The organism is Serratia rhizosphaerae, assembly GCF_009817885.1.
Classification (GTDB): Bacteria; Pseudomonadota; Gammaproteobacteria; order Enterobacterales; family Enterobacteriaceae; genus Serratia_B; species Serratia_B rhizosphaerae.
Window position 1 is genome coordinate 2,219,673 of sequence record NZ_CP041764.1, and the last position, 17,460, is coordinate 2,237,132.

Genomic DNA, 17,460 nt, shown 5'->3' on the forward strand with positions numbered 1-17,460 from the left:
GAAGTAATATAAGATGTTTATTAATGACCCATTTTTTGTATTCGGTATATTGACAACCATAATTTCTTTTATTTTGGTAGTGATGATGACCAGGACAAGAAAATCACAATTGGTTGCAATGAGATGTTGGATTTCGCGCGAACAATGGACTGGGAATTTGATTACTGTTCCACTGGAATCATGGAGGCGTACAGGCACCAAGTGCGGTGATGGTTTCATCTATGATCTCTATTTTTATTTGGATGTTAATAATTCGAAAAAGAAATGCTTTGCAAAAGGTATTGTAAACCCAAGCGATATTCATAAATTGAATAAAGGCTTAGGGTTAATTATTAAGTATAGTGATAACACTCCATCAAATATAGCAGTTATGCATATTGATTTTTAAATTTTCAAGAAATAATAATTTATCGCGTTAGTATGCTATATTTATTGGATCCTAAGTTGAATTACACTCATAAATAAGATTGATATTGTTTTAGATGTCGATATTTATTTTTATATTCTGTAGAGGCAAGTAGTGGACTATTCTGATTATATTTCTTTGTCTATGTTTGTTATTGTTTTACTATATGTATACTTCTCTTTTAAGGGAATAAAGATCAATAAAAACGAAAGTAGTGAAATCAAGGACTGGAGCAGTAGAGATTTATGGAAAGGTAGTGTCACCACTGCCAGACTCATCTCATGGAAACAGCTGCAGGCGACACACAATATTGATTACTTCTACTCGTTTACTGTTGAAAGCGAGTTGGACGGTAGCTTAAAGCAGTACAGCGCTGCAGGAGTGGTTAAAGCCTCAGAGGCTGGAAAGTTGCGGAAAGGGCTAGTCGTGACGATAAAGCATCAAGGGGTTCCGCCTAAGAAAATGGCCGTTATTGGTATAGACTTTGACTGAGCAATAACGTGTTAATACCGGATGTAATTTATTTTAGTAAGTTGAGTCGCCGTATCGCACGCTGTTTGCTAAGTGCTAAAATAGCGTGAGGATAAAGAACGTAGCGCATTGCACCCTCTTGCATTTAAGGGAAGCGGTGCTGCAGGACTCTGTTATTGGCTTATGATATGGATAGCTACGCGGAGCAAAACACCAGATCTTTATAATGTTATAAATAAACGTGATGATATTCATCATATTCTGATTCTATATTTCACTATCACGGCCTATCCTGATATAAAGGCGATTCTTCACTATCGCATTAACGTTGTCAGGCAAAGGACTTCCGTCATGTTAGATCGTATTACCGTCCAGCTACCCGTTCCCGGGCTGCTTTTCTGGAAACTCTCCGGGCGCGAGGCGTTATCGGAGCCGTTCGAACTGAGCGTAACGCTGCTGAGCACGGATGCGCGCATCGATCGCAGCAGCCTGCTGGGGCAGCCGATTACGGTGACCATCCCGACGCGTTCCCTGATGGGCAAACGCTACCTGAACGGTAAAGTAACCCGAGTGGCGGTAAGTGCGGTGGAGCTTTCCGGTACCCGCTACGCGGAGTATCGCCTGACCATGGAACCGGATCTGTGGCCGATGAAGCGTGACCGTAACCTGCGTATCTTCCAGGGTCAGACAGTGCCGCAGATAGTGAAGAGTCTGCTGGGCGAAAGCCAGGTGAATGTTGAAGATCGGCTGACGGGCAGCTATCGCCCTTGGGAATACTGCGTGCAGTACCAGGAGAGCAGCCTGGCGTTTATCAGCCGTTTGATGGAGCTGGAGGGCATTACCTATCACTTCAGCCATGAGGCGGACAAACACACCCTGGTGCTGACGGATGCGCCGCAGCAGCAACAGCCGTTCAGCGGTTACGAGAGCATTCCCTACCATGTCACGCCTTCCGGCGGCAGTACCGACGAAGAAGGCATCAGTCAGTGGGCGCTGGAAGACAGCGTCACACCGGGCATCTACAGCCTGGACGACTACGACTTCCGCAAGCCCAACGCCTGGCTGTTCCAGGCGCGCCAGAATCCGGCCTCGCCATCACCGGGCAGCATCGACGTTTACGACTGGCCGGGGCGCTACGTGGAACACGGCCACGGCGAGTTTTATGCCCGCATCCGTCAGGAGCGCTGGCAGGTGGATCACCAGCAGATACAGGGAACAGGCACCGCCGTCGGGCTGGCGCCGGGATACACTTTTGCACTGCTGAACGCGCCGTTCTTCAGCGATAACGGTGAGTATCTGACCACGGCGGTACACTACCAGTTTGAAGAGAACCGCTACGCCAGCGGCAGCGACGGGGGAAGCGTCCACCGGTTGGACTTTACGGTGATCCCGTCTTCCGTAGTATTCCGCCCGGAGCAGGCGACGCCTTGGCCGCGCACCTACGGCCCGCAGACCGCGAAGGTGGTAGGGCCGCAGGGCGAGTCCATCTGGACCGATAAATACGGCCGGGTGAAGGTGAAGTTCCACTGGGACCGTCTGGCGAATGGCGATGACACCAGTTCGGGCTGGGTGCGTGTTTCCAGCGCCTGGGCTGGTCAGGGGTTTGGCGGCGTGCAGATCCCGCGCGTTGGCGACGAAGTGGTGATCGACTTTATCAACGGCGATCCGGACCGCCCTATCGTGACGGGCAGGGTATATAACGAAGCCAGCATGCCGCCGTGGGAATTGCCGGGTGGTTCGACACGTATGGGATTTATGACCCGTAGTAAGGGCGGGCATATGGATAATGCCAGTTACCTGTTCTTTGAAGATAAACTGGGTAATGAATCGGTTGATTTGCACTCAGAGCGGAATATGAATGTTTCTGTCGAAGGGGAACATGTTGAGACAGTGCATAAAGCGACCAGTTATACTCATAAAGATGTCAGGAATGTTACTGTAGATAAGCATGATACTCAGACTTATAACAGTGGGCAGACCGTGTCTGTAACTGCCGGTGGGCGTAAAGAGAGTATTACGGATAACGAATCCAAAGATGTTACTGGCTATTCAGACAATAAATATAGCAATAATTTGGTCGTAAGTTCTGGTGCGACAGTAAGTACCAAAGCTACCAGTGATATTATGTTTGATGCGGGTAGCAAGATTGTTTATGGCCAAACAATATCGGCGGATGGTTCAGAATCAGCACTACCTTCTGTCCCTTTTGATATTAATGCCAAAGGTACTGTGATGGCTCCAGAAGGGGCTTTTGTTCCACCTACATCTATATTAGCGGCTGCATCATCTGGTGCAATCGGTGCTGCAACACAGGTGGTTTATAAGAAAGGTGTTGTCACAGAAATTAATGGCGTAGATAAACTAACGGTTGATCATAACCAGATCGTGGATGTAAAGGGGAATGTAGCGCGGGATATTAAAGGGAAATGGGAAGAAAGTGTTGCAGGAGAAGTATCTATAAAATCCCCAAGTAAGATCACAATAAAAAGCGACGTCAATGTCGAAATAAATGCACCATTTTTTGCTAGTAATGTAAAGGGCTATCAGGTGTCTATAACAGGTGCATCTGGTAGTTTCACAGGAGTTTCTGGTGGTTTGACTGGTGTATCTATTTCTCATAATGTAGTAGACCACTCAAGTAAAAATATAGATTTAGCTGATGCAGATACTAGGGTTCGGCTTAGGAATAAAATTGAAGTCACAAAATCAAATTTGAGAACTTTTTTTAATAACCTTTTCATTGTAGGATGATCTTATGTCTAATTCTTTTTGGGTTACATTAATAATAATAGTGTCTGTTATAATTCTTGTAATAGCTTACTGTTATAGAACAGGAGCCATTTATGATCGATTCAAGAAAGATGGGGTTCGTACAGAGGCTAGAATTTTGAATATGGAGAAAATCGGAGCAACAGGAACGGGAAATACAAAGCTTAAGATGGATATTGAATTTGATACTGACTCAGGACAGGTTACTACGACAGCTAAAGAATATATTTCCCCTCAGAACATGGTAAAGATAATGAGGAATAATACGATTTATATTTATTATATGCCTAATAACCCAGAGGAAATATTTTTGGCCCCATCTGAAATGAAGTGATAGTGTATTTTATAACGAGGAAGGTTTAGAGTTGTAGATAATTACAGAAATATTTTATAAGAGTGAATTAAATACCTTTAAAGACGGCGGGGGATGGCAATCACCAACAGCCGCGATATGGAAATAACCAGCGTCGGCGACTTGGTTAAGGCTAAATGTGGACAATTAGTTATGATAAATATCTTATCTACAGTAATGCCAAAGTTGGCGGTGATCATACCACTAGTCCTTTTAGTCTATTTCTGCTATGCAATATATCAGAACAATAATATTGCATCACAGGATAGAAAAATATATTCAGAAGGTATTGAACAAAAAGGCTAGAATAATAAAAATTGAATATAGAAAAAATAAATATTCATCTGGGATAGTTGTAGCTACCTTGACGGTTTCATACCTTTTTAAAGAAGGGGGAATTAATTCCCTAAGAACTTTAAAATATGAAATCCATCAGCCAGAAAATATAAAAATCGGATCTTTTTTTAGAGTAAAATTTATCCCTGATGATGTTGATAGGATCGTTTTTTTAGATTATAAAACTATTTAATTTTATTATTCTATATAAATGTTTTTGTTATTTGGTGAGGTGGCATGATTAATTTTAAGACTGACTTTATTAATGGTTAAAAATGAACATTTCTTATTTTACAACTTACCATTTATTGGCTATATCTTTTATCGCCATGGTTTTTTTGTATATGCACTAATTCGTGGAGGGAGTGGGGTTAAAATTAGTCCACAAGATGCCGTTGATACACAAGGAGAGATTGTATCAATAAGGAGTTCAAGTGGTGAAAACTCTGCGTTTGTTAACGTTTTGATTACAGTTAGGTTTAATACTTTTGATAAAAAAATCATTACAAGTGAAGGCAGGGAAGTTATTGATGTAACGAAATTAACAGAATATAAAAAAGGTGATTCAATACCATTGACATATTCAAAGGTTGATCCTAAAAATAAAATCCCCATTGGATAAATAGTGTCTTTGTATGAGTGAGAAGTGGAAATATACTTACGGGAAGTAAGATGAGCAATGCGTTTATTATAACAATGGTAATAATCGCGCTGGTTTTCGGCGTTTTCCCCATGGCACGGTTCCTCTATACGAATTTTTACCATATTTAAAAGATGGTTTTTCTCAGGATGCAGTTTTAAAATATGGTGTGGCTACAGATGCGGAAATTGTTAATACAGTTCGAACAAGTAGTTGGGATGGTGGTAAACCTGTTTATAAACTTACGTTCCGATTTAAAACAAAAGACAATGAGCTCGTTGAAAGCACAATAATGAAGCCATTCACTTTTAAAGAGATCGGATTTCTTAAGGAAGGCTATATAGCCACGATAAAGTATGATCCTGCAAAGCCGCATAAAATTGCGTTGTATGATAAGCCATTAATTCTCGGGGATTAAATGATAGTCATACTGGAAGTCGCTAATGTAATATTAACCTTTGTGATTATCTTGGTGTGCTATTATTTTTCCAACCGAATCGTCAAAAGAAACCGCCAACGTGAACAGGTGATGACTGAACGGGGAGCAGACGTTTACGTCACAATCTTTTCGCTAAAGCAAAGCGGTGTATTCATAAATAATAACCCTGTTGTTGAGATGGATTTGCAGTTGGAGAATCCTGAAACAAAAGAAGTGTGGGTGCTGGAAAAACACCGGGAAACCGTGTTGCTGATTGCGCTTTCGGCTTATCAACTTGGATTGGTGTATCAGGCCAAGGCTAATGGTAAAAATGATTTTGTTTTTATTAAAGATAACGCTGGAAAACCCGTTGTTGTTAGCTATTGATGTTATTTATCAATGGTTTTACTCTGATTTTTTAGAAAGGGTAATGAGATATTGGTCGTTCGCGTTAATGGATAATCCAAGTTTAATATAACGGTAACTTTATTTTTATATAGTGGAATGTCGCGCATGGTTTTTCTGTTAACTTATCACCTTGAGAATGATATTCTCCATGCAAACGATTAGCGGATGATTATTTTGGCCATGGTGAACTCCTCCTATGAAAATTATCAAACCCCTGCGCCTTAGCGTATTAAATCGCCCTTATCGCTGGCAGGGCCATAACCACCTTGGCGTTTCGGTGATGGCGCTGGCGGATATGGGGGAGGCGCCGCAGCTGCGGCCGGAAGTAGAGCTGTGGCAGCTGGCGGCCAGCGAGCTGCAGACCAGCGGCGGGGTGATTGATATGGCGATCCCCAAAGCCCGGGCGGAGTTTCTGGCCACGGGTTATGCCTACAGCCATCACCAGTCGGATAAAACCGCCGTTGCGGCGCGTATCGAGATCGAAGGTCTGAGCAAAACCCTGGCGGTATATGGCGATCGCTACTGGGCCGGGGATCGGCCAACGCCGCCGCAGCCCTTTGAACAGATGCGGCTGGACTGGAGCCGCGCCTGGGGCGGTGAAGGCCATGATGAAAACCCTCACGGCGTTGGTCTGCATCCGGTGGCAGTAGGTGGCTATCAGCTGCGTCCGTTGCCCAATATCGAATCAATGCAAGAGCGCATCACCGCCGCCGGTCAGCAGCCGGAACCGGCGGGTTTTGGCGCGCTGGATTTACTGTGGCCGCGACGCTTTAAGCGCATGGGTAAAAAATATGATGCCCGCTGGCTGCAGCAGGACTTCCCCGGCTTTGCCCGGGATATCGACTGGCGGGTGTTTAACGCCGCCTCGCCCGATCAGTGGTGGCAGGAGCGTGATGCGCTGCCTCCTCAGGCGCGCTGGCGCATCTGGAATATGCATCCGGAACAGCCGCTGCAGGAGGGCACGCTGCCGCCGTGGCAGGCCCGCTGCTTTATCAACCGCCAGCGCGGCGATGAGACGTTATTCGAAGAAATCGCGCTGCGCGCCACCACCGTCTGGTTCTTCCCGCATCTGCAGCAGATGATCCTTATTTGGCAGGGCAACACCCGCATCAATGAAGATGACGCCGCTGATGTGCTGCAGCTGATGCCCGCTCTGGAGAACGTTGGCGCTGCCCGTTCGGCCAGCCACTATCGCAAGGTGCTGAGCCAGCGAATGGATAAAGAGCGCGGCGCGCTGTTTGCCTTCCGGGAAAAGGACCTGGTGCCGGAAGCCGCCATCGGCCCCTGGATCGACAGTGAAGTGGAGCAGAGCCCCAGCCCGATGCGCGACAATATGAAGAATCGCGCCAACCTGTTACGTGAACAGCATCGGGCACGGCTGGAGGCTCAGGGCGACAGCGTCGATGACCTTCTGCCAGAGTTCGAAGAGCCGGAGATCCCGCCGCTGGACGAACTGCCGGAGTTTATCGACAAGCTGGAACAGCAGGCGGAAGCGCAGCGTCTCGAAGCCGAAGAGCGCAAGCGCGAGATGGAGGCCCGCTTCCCTGAGGCAGCAGAGGATGAAAACGGCCCCCGGGGGCCGGAATCGATGCAGCGTATGCAGGATATGCTGCACCAGAATAAGGATGCCATCAGCGAGAAGAAGCTGGCGCAGAGTCAGGCGGCGCTGCACCAGATGTACCTGATGTCGGTACAGAGCCAGCCGCCGGCCCGGCGTCTGAAGGGCGACCTGGCGCAGATCATTCGCGACCGCGTACAGCGCACCCTGGCACAGGGGGGCGATTTCAGCGGTATGGATCTGACCGGCGCGGACCTTTCCGGTATGGATTTGCGCGGCGCCAACTTCAGCCGGGCGTTGCTGGAGTGTGCCGACCTCAGCCACAGCCGGCTGGATGGCGCCTGCTTGCGCGAGGCGATGCTGGCGCGCTGCGAACTGCATCACAGCTCGCTGCGGGAATGCGATCTGGAGAGTGCCAGCCTGGCGTTGGCCCAGTGTTGCCACAGCGATTTCAGCGGCGCGCGTTTTAAAGAAACCCAGCTGCAGCAGACGCTGTTCGACGACTGTATTTTTGACGATGCCGTTCTGGATGGCCTGCTGCTGCGTGAAACCTGGCTGACCCGCTGCCGTTTCCGACGGGCGCGGCTGGAGGGCTGCGTCTTTATGGAGCTGACGCTGCCGGCGCCCGATTTCAGTTCGGCCCGGCTGCATAAAACCACCTTTATGAAAACCACGCTGGAGGCGGCCTGTTTCAGCGGCGCCAGCCTTGAAAGCTGTTCCTGGGTGGAGAGCCACGCCGAGCAGGCGCGGTTTGACGGCGCGACGTTGGTGACCTGTGCGGCGGCATCGGAAAGCGTGCTGAGCGGCGCAGACTTTAGCAACGCCACCCTGAAGCAGTGCAACCTGCGCCAGACGGCGCTGCGCGGCGCTCGTTTCACGCTGGCGAAGCTGGAAAACAGCGATCTCAGCGAAGCCTGCTGCCAGGGCGCAGACTTTACCCGGGCTAATTTAGTGGGTAGTTTGTTTGTGCGCAGCGATTTCCGCCAGGCCGACTTCAGCGACGCCAACCTGATGGGGGCGATTTTGCAAAAAAGCCTGCTGGGCGGTACCCGCTTTAACGGCGCCAATCTGTTCCGGGCCGATCTCTCGCAGGCCATTACCGACAGTGAAACCAGCCTGAACGGCGCCTGGACCAAACGGGTTAAAACGTTGCCGGGCCGTGACGGGGAGACAGTATGAGCCATCTTAGCGCAACAGATTTACAGCAGCGGGTGAAAGGCGGCGAAGCAATTAGCGAGCTGGTGCTGGATGGGCTCGATCTGCGCAACTGCGACCTGTCTGGCGGTATCTTTCAGGAAGTCTCGCTAAACGGTGCCGATCTGCGCGGCGCCAACCTGCATGAGGCGGTGTTTACCGAGTGCGAGCTGAACGATGTTCAGGCCGACGGGGCGCAGCTGGTGCAGACGGTGTTTAACCAGTGCGGCATGGCAAACCTCCGGGCTGCCAGTACGGCGCTGCGCGAGTGCGTCTTTAACGAATGTGTGCTGACGGCCGGCGACTTTTCTGACGGCCAGTTTGATACCACCCAGTTTATGCGCTGCGAGCTGCAGCAAAGCCGTTTTAGCCGCAGCGCGCTGGATCGCAGCACCTTCTTTGAAACGCCGCTGGATAAGGCGCAGTTTTCCCAGTGTCGGCTACTGATGACCACCTTTTACGGTATCGATTTGCGCGGCGTCGATTTCGGCGGCGCCAGCTTCGAGCGGGTGGTGTTCTTTGAATGCGACCAGCGGAATAAAAGCTATGCCCGCCAGCAGTTTACCGGCTGCCAGTTTACTGATAGCCGCCTTGACGAGGCGGATTTCAGCGGCGCGCAGCTGACCCAGTGCAATTTTAAAGGCGCTTCGCTGCAGCGGGCGAACCTGCGACAGGTCGACGCCCGTCAGGCGCTGTTTATGGAGGCCGACCTGAGCGGCGTTCAGTGTCAGGGCAGCCAGTTCGATCAGGCGATTATGGTCAATGCGCTGCTGAGCGGCGCCGATTTCAGCCAGAGCCGGCTGTTTCAGAGTATTTTGCAGCAGGCGGTCGCCGTGGGGACCCGTTTCCGCTTCTGCGATCTGACCTATAGCGACTTTTCCGGCGCTGATCTGCGTCAGGCGGATTTTACCGACGTCCGTTTTTCCCGAACCCGCTTTCACCGTGCCCGCCAGGACGGCGCGCACATCCCAAATCGCAGAGGGATGCTGGAATACGATGAAGAATTACTGGCCGCCGAAGCCTGGAGCGCCCAGCGCCACAGCCGAGGTTGAGGTTAAGGAGAGGTGATGAACAATATCAATCATAAACTGGCTCAGGCGGCGCTGCCGCCGCTGCAGGCCGCTGGCCGGGTAACCCACTGTTTTGCCGACGGCAGCCTGATGGTGGAGTGCGAAGGCCGCGGCTGGCACTGCCGCCGGGCGGCAAGCTGTCTGATTGCCCCGGCGGTCGGCGACAGCGTGCTGATCGCCGGCGCGGCGGACAAGGCGTGGCTGCTGGCGGTGCTGGAGCGGGCCGATGAAGGCAGCGCCGAGCTGTCGCTGCCGGGGGATCTGCATATCCGCAGCGCCGGAGAATTAAGCCTGAGCGGCGTCACCCTGAAGGTGGAAGCGCAGCAAGGGGACTGCCATATCGGCGAGATGAACTACAGCGGTGATAAGCTTTCCGCCTGGGTCAGCCTGACCCGTATGGTCGGCAAGCGCGCCGAATCGGTATGGCAGACGGTGACCCAGGTCAGTCAGAACCTGTTCCGTCATACCCGTAATACCGAGCAGGTGCGGGCCGGGCAGGTGGATATCCGGGCCGATGATTACGCGCGTCTGCACGCGCACAACACGGTGATTACCTCCAAGGCGATCACCAAAGTCGATTCTGAACAGATCCATATGGGCTAAGGAGCCGCGATGTTTGCCAACTGTCAAATGATGGGCGTCGATCTGGCCTTCCCGGACGTGTGCCTGACGCCGATGCCCGCACCGACGCCGGTGCCTTACCCGGATATCGCGCTGGGGCCGACGGCGATCCCCAACGCGCTGAATATTCTGTTTATGGGTATGCCGGCCCACAATATGGCGACGGTGACGCCGCTGACCAATGGCGATAATGCGGGCGTCGCCACCGGCGTGGCGTCCGGCACGGTGATGGGTCCGTCGCGCCACCTGACCGGCTCGTTTACCGTCCTGCTCAAGGGCACGCCGGCCACCCGCCTGACCAGCGTATCCCTGCAGAACTCCACCAATACGGTGGGGATGCGTATTGTGCCCAGCCAGTTTAAGGTGTTGATGCTGGCGCCGTAAGCGCCGTGAAAATCATGGCCGATCGTCGCGTAGCGACATAAAAAAACGGCTTCCGCCAGCGGAAGCCGTTTTCGTGTTAATCATACGTCTGGAGTCATGCCGGTGGTTGGCGGTATTACTCGATATTCTGAATCTGCTCGCGCATTTGCTCGATCAGCACCTTCAGCTCAATCGCGGAGGTGGTGACGTCGGCATTGATGGATTTAGAGGCCAGCGTGTTCGATTCGCGGTTGAACTCCTGCATCATAAAGTCGAGGCGACGACCCACGGCCTCTTTTTTCTTCAGGATGTTGCGCGTTTCTTTAACGTGCGCCTCCAGGCGGTCCAGCTCTTCGGCCACGTCGATACGCTGCGCCATCAGCACCAGTTCCTGCTCAAGACGGGTATTTTCCAGCTGCACCTGCGCTTCTTCCAGCTTGCTGACCAGGCGCTCCCGCTGCCATTGCAGAATATTCGGCATCTGCGCGCGCACCTTGACCACTTCTTCGCCGACGGCGTCCAGGCGCTGTTCGATCAGCGCTTTCAGCGCGGTGCCTTCGCTCTCCCGCGCGGCGATAAAGTCATCTAGCGCGCCGTCCAGCGCCTGCAGCAGCTGTGCGCTGATGGCGTCCAGATCCTGCTCCTGTGCGGACATCACGCCCGGCCAGCGTAGCACGTCGATCGGGTTGATTTCCCCTTCGTCGCTTTGCATTTTCACCCAGTTGGCGGCTTCCACCAGCTGTTTGGCCAGCTTTTCGTTCAGAATCAGCGAGCTTTGCGCGCTGGGATCCAACTCAAAGCGCAGGTTGCACTCCACTTTACCGCGCGTCAGGCGGCCGCGGATGCGTTCACGAACCACCGGCTCCAGGCTGCGGAACTGCTCCGGCAGGCGGATATAGGTTTCCAGGTAACGTTGGTTAACGGAACGCAGCTCCCAAGCTGCGCTGCCCCATTCACCCTTGATTTCACGCCGGGCGTAGGCGGTCATGCTGCGGATCATTGTGCGTACCCGAATTAAGAAATGATGGTTCGATTATAGCGTTGCCGCCGCGGGCAAGATAGGCATAACGTCACGATGCGACAAGATCGCCGCGCGGCGGGCACTTTGGGCGGTTATCTCGTCACGTTGCTGCAACTGGCGATATTTTGGGTATAATGCGCAGCCAATGATGATTTAACGTCGGAGAAAGCCCCATGCGTCCAGCTGGCAGAGCACCACAACAAGTTCGCCCCCTGACACTCACCCGTCACTACACGAAACACGCTGAAGGCTCAGTGCTGGTTGAGTTTGGCGATACCAAAGTTCTGTGCACCGCCACGGTTGAAGATGGCGTACCGCGCTTTCTGAAAGGCCAGGGTCAAGGCTGGATCACCGCAGAATACGGCATGCTGCCGCGTTCGACCCACAGCCGCAACGCCCGTGAAGCGGCGAAAGGCAAGCAGGGCGGACGTACGCTGGAGATTCAGCGGCTGATCGCCCGTTCGCTGCGTGCGGCGGTCGATCTGAAAAAACTGGGCGAGTTCACCATTACGCTCGACTGCGACGTGCTGCAGGCGGACGGCGGCACCCGCACCGCCTCGATTACCGGCGCCTGCGTGGCGCTGGCCGACGCGCTCAATGCGTTGGTTGCCGCCGGCAAGCTGAAGGCTAACCCGATGAAAGGCATGGTGGCCGCCGTTTCCGTCGGCATTGTGGGCGGCGAGCCGGTCTGCGATCTGGAATATGTGGAAGATTCCGCAGCGGAAACCGATATGAACGTGGTGATGATGGAAGATGGCCGCATGATCGAGGTGCAGGGCACCGCAGAAGGTGAGCCGTTCAGCCATGATGAGTTGCTGGCGTTGCTGGCGTTGGCCCGAGGGGGCATCGACACTATTTTCCAGGCGCAGAAAGCGGCGCTGGCAGAATAATTTTTAAGGCGACTGAGAAGTCGCCTTTTTTACGCCCGGCGATCGGGCGCAGTATGAATCAGTATCAAGACGAGGAGAAGCAGTCATGAAAGCCTATCAGCGCCGGTTTATCGAGTTTGCGCTTAACAAGCAGGTATTGAAGTTCGGCGAGTTCACCCTGAAATCCGGCCGCACCAGCCCGTATTTCTTCAACGCCGGCCTGTTCAATACCGGGCGCGACCTTGCGCTGTTAGGGCGTTTTTATGCTGAGGCGCTGGTGGATGCCGGCATTGATTTCGATTTGCTGTTTGGCCCGGCGTATAAAGGCATTCCGATTGCTACCACCACCGCCGTCGCGCTGGCCGAACATCACGATCGCGACGTGCCTTACTGCTTCAACCGTAAAGAGGCGAAAACCCACGGCGAAGGCGGCTCGTTGGTCGGCAGCCCGTTGCAGGGGCGCGTGATGCTGGTGGATGATGTGATCACCGCCGGTACCGCTATTCGTGAGTCTATGGAGATTATCAACGCCAGCGGCGCCAGCCTGGCCGGCGTGCTGATTTCCCTCGACCGCCAGGAGCGCGGCCGTGGCGAAGTGTCAGCGATTCAGGAAGTGGAGCGCGATTATCACTGCAAGGTCATCTCTATCGTCACGTTGCAGGATCTGATCGCCTATTTGGCAGAAAAGCCGGAAATGGCGGAGCATCTGGCGGCGGTGCGCGCTTACCGCGAACAGTACGGCATTTAATCGCGCGGCTGACGATATAATAACGCCGGGCATGCCCGGCGTTATCTTACTGTAACTGCGCCGCCAGCAGCGGCCAGCGTCCTTCAAACTCTTCCGTTGGGCGGTAGCGGAATTCGGAACGCACATAGCGTGACAGCATGCCTTCGCAGAATGCCAGCAGCTGGCTGGCCAGCATGGTTTCATCCACGATAAAACCTTTCCCTTCCCGCAGCTTGCGCTCTTTCAACACCTGGCGCAGTTGCGCTTCGATGCGTTCAAACAGCTGGTTAATCCGGCCCTGCAGGCGATCCTGTTCAAACATCAGCGCATGGCCGGTCATAATCCGCGTTAACCCCGGGTTGCGCTCGGCAAAGCTGAGGACGAGCAGCAGAATCAGCCGCAGGCGGCTGAAGGTCTCTTTTTCATCCTGCAGGATCAGGTTGATACGCGTGATCAGGCTATCTTCGATAAACTCGATCAGGCTGTCGAACATCCGCGTCTTGCTGGGAAAATGCCGGTACAGCGCGGCTTCAGAGACACCGACATTCGCAGCCAGTTTTGCCGTGGTGATGCGCTGGCTGCCGTCGCTGGATTCCAGCATCTGGGCTAACGCCTGCAGTATCTCCTCGCGCCGATTCCTTTTGGTATTTTCTTTTTCTGCCATGTCTGATTAGACCCTTGCTAAAACGGCTTGGACTTTTGGAAACCCGGCACCGGCCGCGCCAGAAGCTATTCTGTGCGGCTTATGTGATAGCTTTTTTACGGTGTGGGGTCAGCGGTCTTTACGACCGGTTTTCTTCGCATTGCCTGGCCTGCGGCGGTTATGCGCCTCATGGTATGACGCGCAGAGCCTTGTCGGCAGCCGGGAAACCCGTTGCTGAGGTCTCCATGCCTCCGGAATACGGTGTTTCAGGCGGCTTCCCTGCCGGCCATCCTAATGCGGTATTGCTTATTGGCGACCCGAGTGGCCGAAGCCGCCCTCGCCGCGTTCGCTGCTGTCGAATTCTTCGACCAGGTTGAATTCCGCCTGCACCACCGGTACGAAGACCATCTGCGCGATGCGTTCGCCCGGCTCGATGGTGAACGTCTTTTGCCCGCGGTTCCACACGGAAACCATCAGTTGCCCCTGATAGTCGGAGTCGATCAGGCCGACCAGATTGCCCAGCACGACGCCGTGCTTATGGCCCAGGCCGGAGCGCGGCAGGATCACCGCCGCCAGGTTGGCGTCAGCGATGTGAATGGCCAGACCGGTCGGCAGCAGGGTGGTTTCCCCCGGCGCCAGCTCGACCGCAGCGTCCAGGCAGGCGCGCAGATCGAGGCCCGCAGAACCCGGCGTGGCGTAGGTCGGTAATGGAAAATCTTGACCGATACGCGGGTCGAGAATCTTAACGTCGATTTTTTTCATCATAACGGCTGACTATCTCGTCTATTAAACGTTGGCCAAGGAGAGCTTTATCGCTAAGCGCCAGGCGCTTTTCCCCATCCTGCCAAAAAAGGTGTAAGGCATTGGTGTCACTGTTGAAACCCTGCCCTGCAAGCGATACATCGTTGGCGCAGATTACATCCAGTTTCTTACGCGCCAGTTTTTGTCGCGCGTATTCTTCCACATTCTGGGTTTCGGCAGCAAACCCAACGACAAACGGTCGGTTTTTGTTCATGGCGGCAACGCCGGCGACAATGTCGGGGTTTTTTACCATCTTGATGGTGATGTCATCACCCTGTTTTTTAATTTTTTCATCGGCCATCTGTGCCGGGCGGTAATCCGCCACCGCAGCGCAGGAGACGAAAATATCCTGCTGAGCCGCCCGCTGCTGCACGGCCTGCTCCATCTCCAGCGCGCTGGTGACGTCAATACGCGTTACCGACGGCGGGGTCGGCTGATCCACCGGCCCGGCGATCAGCGTCACCTGCGCGCCGCGCGCTGCGGCTGCGGCGGCAATGGCAAAGCCCATTTTGCCCGAGCTGTGGTTGCTGATAAAGCGCACCGGATCCAGCGCCTCGCGCGTCGGGCCGGCGGTGACCATCAGCTTAAGGTGCGTGAGGTCCTGCGGCGTTGAGAAGTGGCGGTTCGCCAGGTCGACCAGCTCCAGCGGGTCGAGCATGCGTCCCGGACCGACGTCGCCGCAGGCCTGGCTGCCGCTGTCCGGCCCCCACATCAGCATGCCGCGCGCCTGCAGGGTGCGCAGGTTAGCCTGCGTCGACGCGGCGCGGTACATCTGTTGGTTCATCGCCGGCGCGGCGGCGATGGGGGCGGCGGTTGCCAGGCACAGGGTGGTGAGCAGGTCGTTGGCCATGCCGGCGGCGACGCGCGCCAGCAAATCCGCCGTTGCCGGCGCCAGAATCACCAGATCGGCCCACTTGCCCAGCTCGATATGGCCCATGGCGGCCTCTGCGGCGGGATCCAGCAGATCGTCCGACACCGGATAGCCGGAAACCGCCTGCAGCGTCAGCGGGGTAATGAACGACTGTGCAGCCTGGGTCATCACTACGCGTACTTCGGCGCCCCTGTCGCGCAGGCGGCGCACCAGCTCCGGGCATTTATACGCGGCGATGCCGCCGCTGATGCCCAGTACGATATGTTTGCCGGAAAGTCCCGTCATCGTCATTGTCCGATTGAAAACCGAAAGATGCGCCATTTTAGCATACTCGCCGCGCGGATGAGCGTTTCTGCATAACCTGGTGGTCGTTACATTGAGCTTTGCGCGGTGCATCGCAAGCTTATCCGGCAGCCGTCGTTAACCCCGGCATCGCATGGCATGATAGCCAGCTCAGGGAGGACGAATCATGAATAATCACAGTCTGGCGCCGTGGCCGGGTGAGCTGGCGCCAAGGGAAAAATTGCTGCGCGACGGCGCGGCGGCACTTTCGGATGTTGAACTGCTGGCGATTTTTTTGCGTACCGGTTTTCCCGGCGTACACGTTATGTCGCGTGCGGAACAGCTGCTGCGGCAGTTTGGCTCGCTGCATCGGCTGGTGTCGGCGGATTATGCCCAGCTGTGCGCTCAGAAGGGCGTGGGGGACGCCACATACAGCCAGCTGAGCGCCACGTCGGAACTGGCGTTTCGCTGCTTTTCCAGCCGGTTGACGCAGGAGGACGCGCTGCTGAACCCGCAGGTCACCCGCAATTATCTGCAAAGTCTGCTGACGCATCGAGAACGGGAGGTTTTTTTAGTGTTGTTGCTGGATAACCAGCACCGGGTGCTCCGCCATCAGGAAATGTTTGCGGGCAGCATCAGCAGCGTGGTGGTTCACCCGCGGGAAATCGTGCGCGAAGCCTTAAAAGCGAATGCTGCCGCCATTATTTTGGCGCATAATCACCCCTCGGGGCGGGCTGAACCCAGCCTGGCCGACCGCCAAATCACCGAACAAATCGTCAATGCCTGCCAATTATTGGAGATCCGGGTGCTCGATCATCTGGTTATCGGCCGGGGCGAATGCGTCTCTTTTGCCGAGCGCGGCTGGCTTTAGGAAAAAATTTCGCGATCCTTGAGGGATCTTTAGCTGTTCGGGACTTGAGCACTTACGCTTCAGAGCGTATACTACGCCACCTTTGAGAATCTTGGGTTTGGCGTTAAGAGCCTATCTCAGCAGGTTTCTGACCTGATGTGTGGTTTCTGACCTGATGACGAGAGTCTCCTCAGTATGAAGTTTGCTGAGATGGGCTCTAAAGCCTGACGAGGCGGCCATACCCTATACGAAGCTCGAGCTGATTTGATTTTTGGAGAATAGACATGTCCCGAGTCTGCCAAGTTACTGGCAAGCGCCCGGTGAGCGGTAACAACCGTTCCCACGCAATGAACGCGACCAAACGCCGTTTTCTGCCAAACCTGCACTCACACCGTTTTTGGGTTGAGGCTGAGAAGCGCTTTGTAACTCTGCGTGTATCTGCTAAAGGTATGCGTATTATTGATAAGAAGGGTATTGAGACGGTTCTGGCCGATCTGCGTGCCCGTGGTGAGAAGTATTAAGGAAAGGAACTGAATCATGGCTAAAGGTGTTCGCGAGAAGATCAAGCTGGTTTCTTCTGCTGGTACTGGTCACTTCTATACCACCACGAAGAACAAGCGTACTAAGCCGGAAAAACTGGAACTGAAGAAATTCGATCCAGTTGTCCGTCAGCACGTAGTCTACAAAGAAGCTAAAATTAAGTAATTCTTAGTTTAGTGGATTAAGTAAAACCCGGCTTCGGCCGGGTTTTTTGCTTTTTGCCCTCCATATTTGGCCGTGCGTCAGCCGC

The 17,460-nt window shown here is 53.6% G+C and carries 20 protein-coding genes; 16 read left to right on the plus strand and 4 right to left on the minus strand.

Annotated features, from left to right (window positions below):
• The first annotated feature begins 13 nt into the window (after positions 1–13).
• The 11 genes from FO014_RS10295 to FO014_RS10345 all read left to right on the plus strand — a co-directional run bounded on the left by FO014_RS10295 (position 14) and on the right by FO014_RS10345 (position 10,627).
• Complete coding sequence (locus FO014_RS10295; RefSeq protein WP_160029412.1) at positions 14–388, plus strand: hypothetical protein; 375 nt, start codon at positions 14–16, stop codon at positions 386–388.
• A 132-nt stretch (positions 389–520) separates the two neighbouring features.
• On the plus strand, positions 521–898 hold the full coding sequence (locus tag FO014_RS10300) for a hypothetical protein (protein ID WP_246168114.1): 378 nt from the start codon (positions 521–523) through the stop codon (positions 896–898).
• Between the two features lie 330 nt (positions 899–1,228).
• The gene (locus FO014_RS10305) at positions 1,229–3,628 is read left to right on the plus strand and encodes a type VI secretion system Vgr family protein (protein ID WP_160029414.1); all 2,400 of its coding nucleotides are present in this window, start codon (positions 1,229–1,231) and stop codon (positions 3,626–3,628) included.
• Between the two features lie 4 nt (positions 3,629–3,632).
• On the plus strand, positions 3,633–3,980 hold the full coding sequence (locus FO014_RS10310) for a DUF3592 domain-containing protein (protein ID WP_160029416.1): 348 nt from the start codon (positions 3,633–3,635) through the stop codon (positions 3,978–3,980).
• A 93-nt stretch (positions 3,981–4,073) separates the two neighbouring features.
• Positions 4,074–4,304, plus strand: coding sequence for a hypothetical protein (locus FO014_RS10315; protein ID WP_160029418.1), 231 nt, complete (start codon positions 4,074–4,076; stop codon positions 4,302–4,304).
• Positions 4,305–4,599: 295 nt separating this feature from the next.
• Positions 4,600–4,956 (plus strand): hypothetical protein, encoded by a 357-nt coding sequence (locus FO014_RS10320; protein WP_160029420.1) that lies wholly within the window; start codon positions 4,600–4,602, stop codon positions 4,954–4,956.
• Between the two features lie 436 nt (positions 4,957–5,392).
• On the plus strand, positions 5,393–5,779 hold the full coding sequence (locus FO014_RS10325) for a hypothetical protein (RefSeq protein ID WP_246168116.1): 387 nt from the start codon (positions 5,393–5,395) through the stop codon (positions 5,777–5,779).
• Positions 5,780–5,996: 217 nt separating this feature from the next.
• The gene (locus tag FO014_RS10330; RefSeq protein WP_105233095.1) at positions 5,997–8,537 is read left to right on the plus strand and encodes a DUF2169 family type VI secretion system accessory protein; all 2,541 of its coding nucleotides are present in this window, start codon (positions 5,997–5,999) and stop codon (positions 8,535–8,537) included.
• Complete coding sequence (locus FO014_RS10335; RefSeq protein WP_160029422.1) at positions 8,534–9,604, plus strand: pentapeptide repeat-containing protein; 1,071 nt, start codon at positions 8,534–8,536, stop codon at positions 9,602–9,604. The genes FO014_RS10330 and FO014_RS10335 overlap by 4 nt, the downstream gene beginning before the upstream one ends.
• Before the next feature lie 15 nt (positions 9,605–9,619).
• Positions 9,620–10,225: a DUF3540 domain-containing protein gene (locus FO014_RS10340; protein ID WP_160029424.1), complete on the plus strand. Its 606-nt coding sequence runs from the start codon at positions 9,620–9,622 to the stop codon at positions 10,223–10,225.
• 9 nt (positions 10,226–10,234) lie between these two features.
• Positions 10,235–10,627 carry a DUF4150 domain-containing protein gene (locus FO014_RS10345; protein ID WP_105233093.1) on the plus strand — a complete coding sequence of 131 codons (393 nt, stop codon included), beginning with the start codon at positions 10,235–10,237 and terminating at the stop codon, positions 10,625–10,627.
• A gap of 115 nt (positions 10,628–10,742) precedes the next feature.
• Here FO014_RS10345 and FO014_RS10350 read toward each other — a convergent pair whose 3' ends face one another.
• On the minus strand, positions 10,743–11,606 hold the full coding sequence (locus FO014_RS10350; protein ID WP_061321841.1) for a YicC/YloC family endoribonuclease: 864 nt from the start codon (positions 11,604–11,606) through the stop codon (positions 10,743–10,745).
• A gap of 194 nt (positions 11,607–11,800) precedes the next feature.
• Here FO014_RS10350 and rph point away from each other — a divergent pair, with 194 nt between their 5' ends.
• Positions 11,801–12,517 carry a ribonuclease PH gene (rph, locus tag FO014_RS10355; RefSeq protein ID WP_105233091.1) on the plus strand — a complete coding sequence of 239 codons (717 nt, stop codon included), beginning with the start codon at positions 11,801–11,803 and terminating at the stop codon, positions 12,515–12,517.
• A gap of 85 nt (positions 12,518–12,602) precedes the next feature.
• Entirely contained in the window at positions 12,603–13,244 is a 642-nt protein-coding gene (gene pyrE, locus FO014_RS10360) for an orotate phosphoribosyltransferase (protein ID WP_105233090.1), read from the plus strand.
• 46 nt (positions 13,245–13,290) lie between these two features.
• Here the strand turns inward: pyrE and slmA are convergent, their stop codons facing one another.
• The 3 genes from slmA to coaBC all read right to left on the minus strand — a co-directional run bounded on the left by slmA (position 13,291) and on the right by coaBC (position 15,823).
• On the minus strand, positions 13,291–13,887 hold the full coding sequence (gene slmA / locus FO014_RS10365) for a nucleoid occlusion factor SlmA (RefSeq protein WP_015962367.1): 597 nt from the start codon (positions 13,885–13,887) through the stop codon (positions 13,291–13,293).
• Positions 13,888–14,172: 285 nt separating this feature from the next.
• Positions 14,173–14,631, minus strand: a complete 459-nt coding sequence (gene dut / locus FO014_RS10370; protein WP_105233089.1) for a dUTP diphosphatase — start codon at positions 14,629–14,631, stop codon at positions 14,173–14,175.
• A complete protein-coding gene (gene coaBC / locus FO014_RS10375) occupies positions 14,609–15,823 on the minus strand; it encodes a bifunctional phosphopantothenoylcysteine decarboxylase/phosphopantothenate--cysteine ligase CoaBC (protein WP_160029426.1) in 1,215 nt (404 codons plus the stop codon). The genes dut and coaBC overlap by 23 nt, the downstream gene beginning before the upstream one ends.
• Before the next feature lie 184 nt (positions 15,824–16,007).
• Between coaBC and radC the strand changes: the two genes are divergently transcribed.
• The 3 genes from radC to rpmG all read left to right on the plus strand — a co-directional run bounded on the left by radC (position 16,008) and on the right by rpmG (position 17,375).
• Complete coding sequence (gene radC, locus FO014_RS10380) at positions 16,008–16,691, plus strand: RadC family protein (protein ID WP_111737964.1); 684 nt, start codon at positions 16,008–16,010, stop codon at positions 16,689–16,691.
• A 263-nt stretch (positions 16,692–16,954) separates the two neighbouring features.
• A complete protein-coding gene (gene rpmB / locus FO014_RS10385; protein ID WP_015962363.1) occupies positions 16,955–17,191 on the plus strand; it encodes a 50S ribosomal protein L28 in 237 nt (78 codons plus the stop codon).
• 16 nt (positions 17,192–17,207) lie between these two features.
• Complete coding sequence (rpmG, locus tag FO014_RS10390) at positions 17,208–17,375, plus strand: 50S ribosomal protein L33 (RefSeq protein WP_002442576.1); 168 nt, start codon at positions 17,208–17,210, stop codon at positions 17,373–17,375.
• The last annotated feature ends 85 nt before the right edge of the window (positions 17,376–17,460 follow it).

What these genes read in the sequence shown, in the direction of transcription:
- FO014_RS10295 (WP_160029412.1), top strand. Translation starts at nt 14, where the DNA reads ATGTTTATTAATGACCCATTTTTTGTATTCGGTATATTGACAACCATA.
- FO014_RS10305 (WP_160029414.1), top strand. Translation starts at nt 1,229, where the DNA reads ATGTTAGATCGTATTACCGTCCAGCTACCCGTTCCCGGGCTGCTTTTC.
- FO014_RS10310 (WP_160029416.1), top strand. Translation starts at nt 3,633, where the DNA reads ATGTCTAATTCTTTTTGGGTTACATTAATAATAATAGTGTCTGTTATA.
- FO014_RS10315 (WP_160029418.1), top strand. Translation starts at nt 4,074, where the DNA reads ATGGCAATCACCAACAGCCGCGATATGGAAATAACCAGCGTCGGCGAC.
- FO014_RS10320 (WP_160029420.1), top strand. Translation starts at nt 4,600, where the DNA reads ATGGTTAAAAATGAACATTTCTTATTTTACAACTTACCATTTATTGGC.
- FO014_RS10325 (WP_246168116.1), top strand. Translation starts at nt 5,393, where the DNA reads ATGATAGTCATACTGGAAGTCGCTAATGTAATATTAACCTTTGTGATT.
- FO014_RS10330 (WP_105233095.1), top strand. Translation starts at nt 5,997, where the DNA reads ATGAAAATTATCAAACCCCTGCGCCTTAGCGTATTAAATCGCCCTTAT.
- FO014_RS10335 (WP_160029422.1), top strand. Translation starts at nt 8,534, where the DNA reads ATGAGCCATCTTAGCGCAACAGATTTACAGCAGCGGGTGAAAGGCGGC.
- FO014_RS10340 (WP_160029424.1), top strand. Translation starts at nt 9,620, where the DNA reads ATGAACAATATCAATCATAAACTGGCTCAGGCGGCGCTGCCGCCGCTG.
- FO014_RS10345 (WP_105233093.1), top strand. Translation starts at nt 10,235, where the DNA reads ATGTTTGCCAACTGTCAAATGATGGGCGTCGATCTGGCCTTCCCGGAC.
- FO014_RS10350 (WP_061321841.1), bottom strand. Translation starts at nt 11,606, where the DNA reads ATGATCCGCAGCATGACCGCCTACGCCCGGCGTGAAATCAAGGGTGAA.
- rph (WP_105233091.1), top strand. Translation starts at nt 11,801, where the DNA reads ATGCGTCCAGCTGGCAGAGCACCACAACAAGTTCGCCCCCTGACACTC.
- pyrE (WP_105233090.1), top strand. Translation starts at nt 12,603, where the DNA reads ATGAAAGCCTATCAGCGCCGGTTTATCGAGTTTGCGCTTAACAAGCAG.
- slmA (WP_015962367.1), bottom strand. Translation starts at nt 13,887, where the DNA reads ATGGCAGAAAAAGAAAATACCAAAAGGAATCGGCGCGAGGAGATACTG.
- dut (WP_105233089.1), bottom strand. Translation starts at nt 14,631, where the DNA reads ATGATGAAAAAAATCGACGTTAAGATTCTCGACCCGCGTATCGGTCAA.
- coaBC (WP_160029426.1), bottom strand. Translation starts at nt 15,823, where the DNA reads ATGACGGGACTTTCCGGCAAACATATCGTACTGGGCATCAGCGGCGGC.
- radC (WP_111737964.1), top strand. Translation starts at nt 16,008, where the DNA reads ATGAATAATCACAGTCTGGCGCCGTGGCCGGGTGAGCTGGCGCCAAGG.
- rpmB (WP_015962363.1), top strand. Translation starts at nt 16,955, where the DNA reads ATGTCCCGAGTCTGCCAAGTTACTGGCAAGCGCCCGGTGAGCGGTAAC.
- rpmG (WP_002442576.1), top strand. Translation starts at nt 17,208, where the DNA reads ATGGCTAAAGGTGTTCGCGAGAAGATCAAGCTGGTTTCTTCTGCTGGT.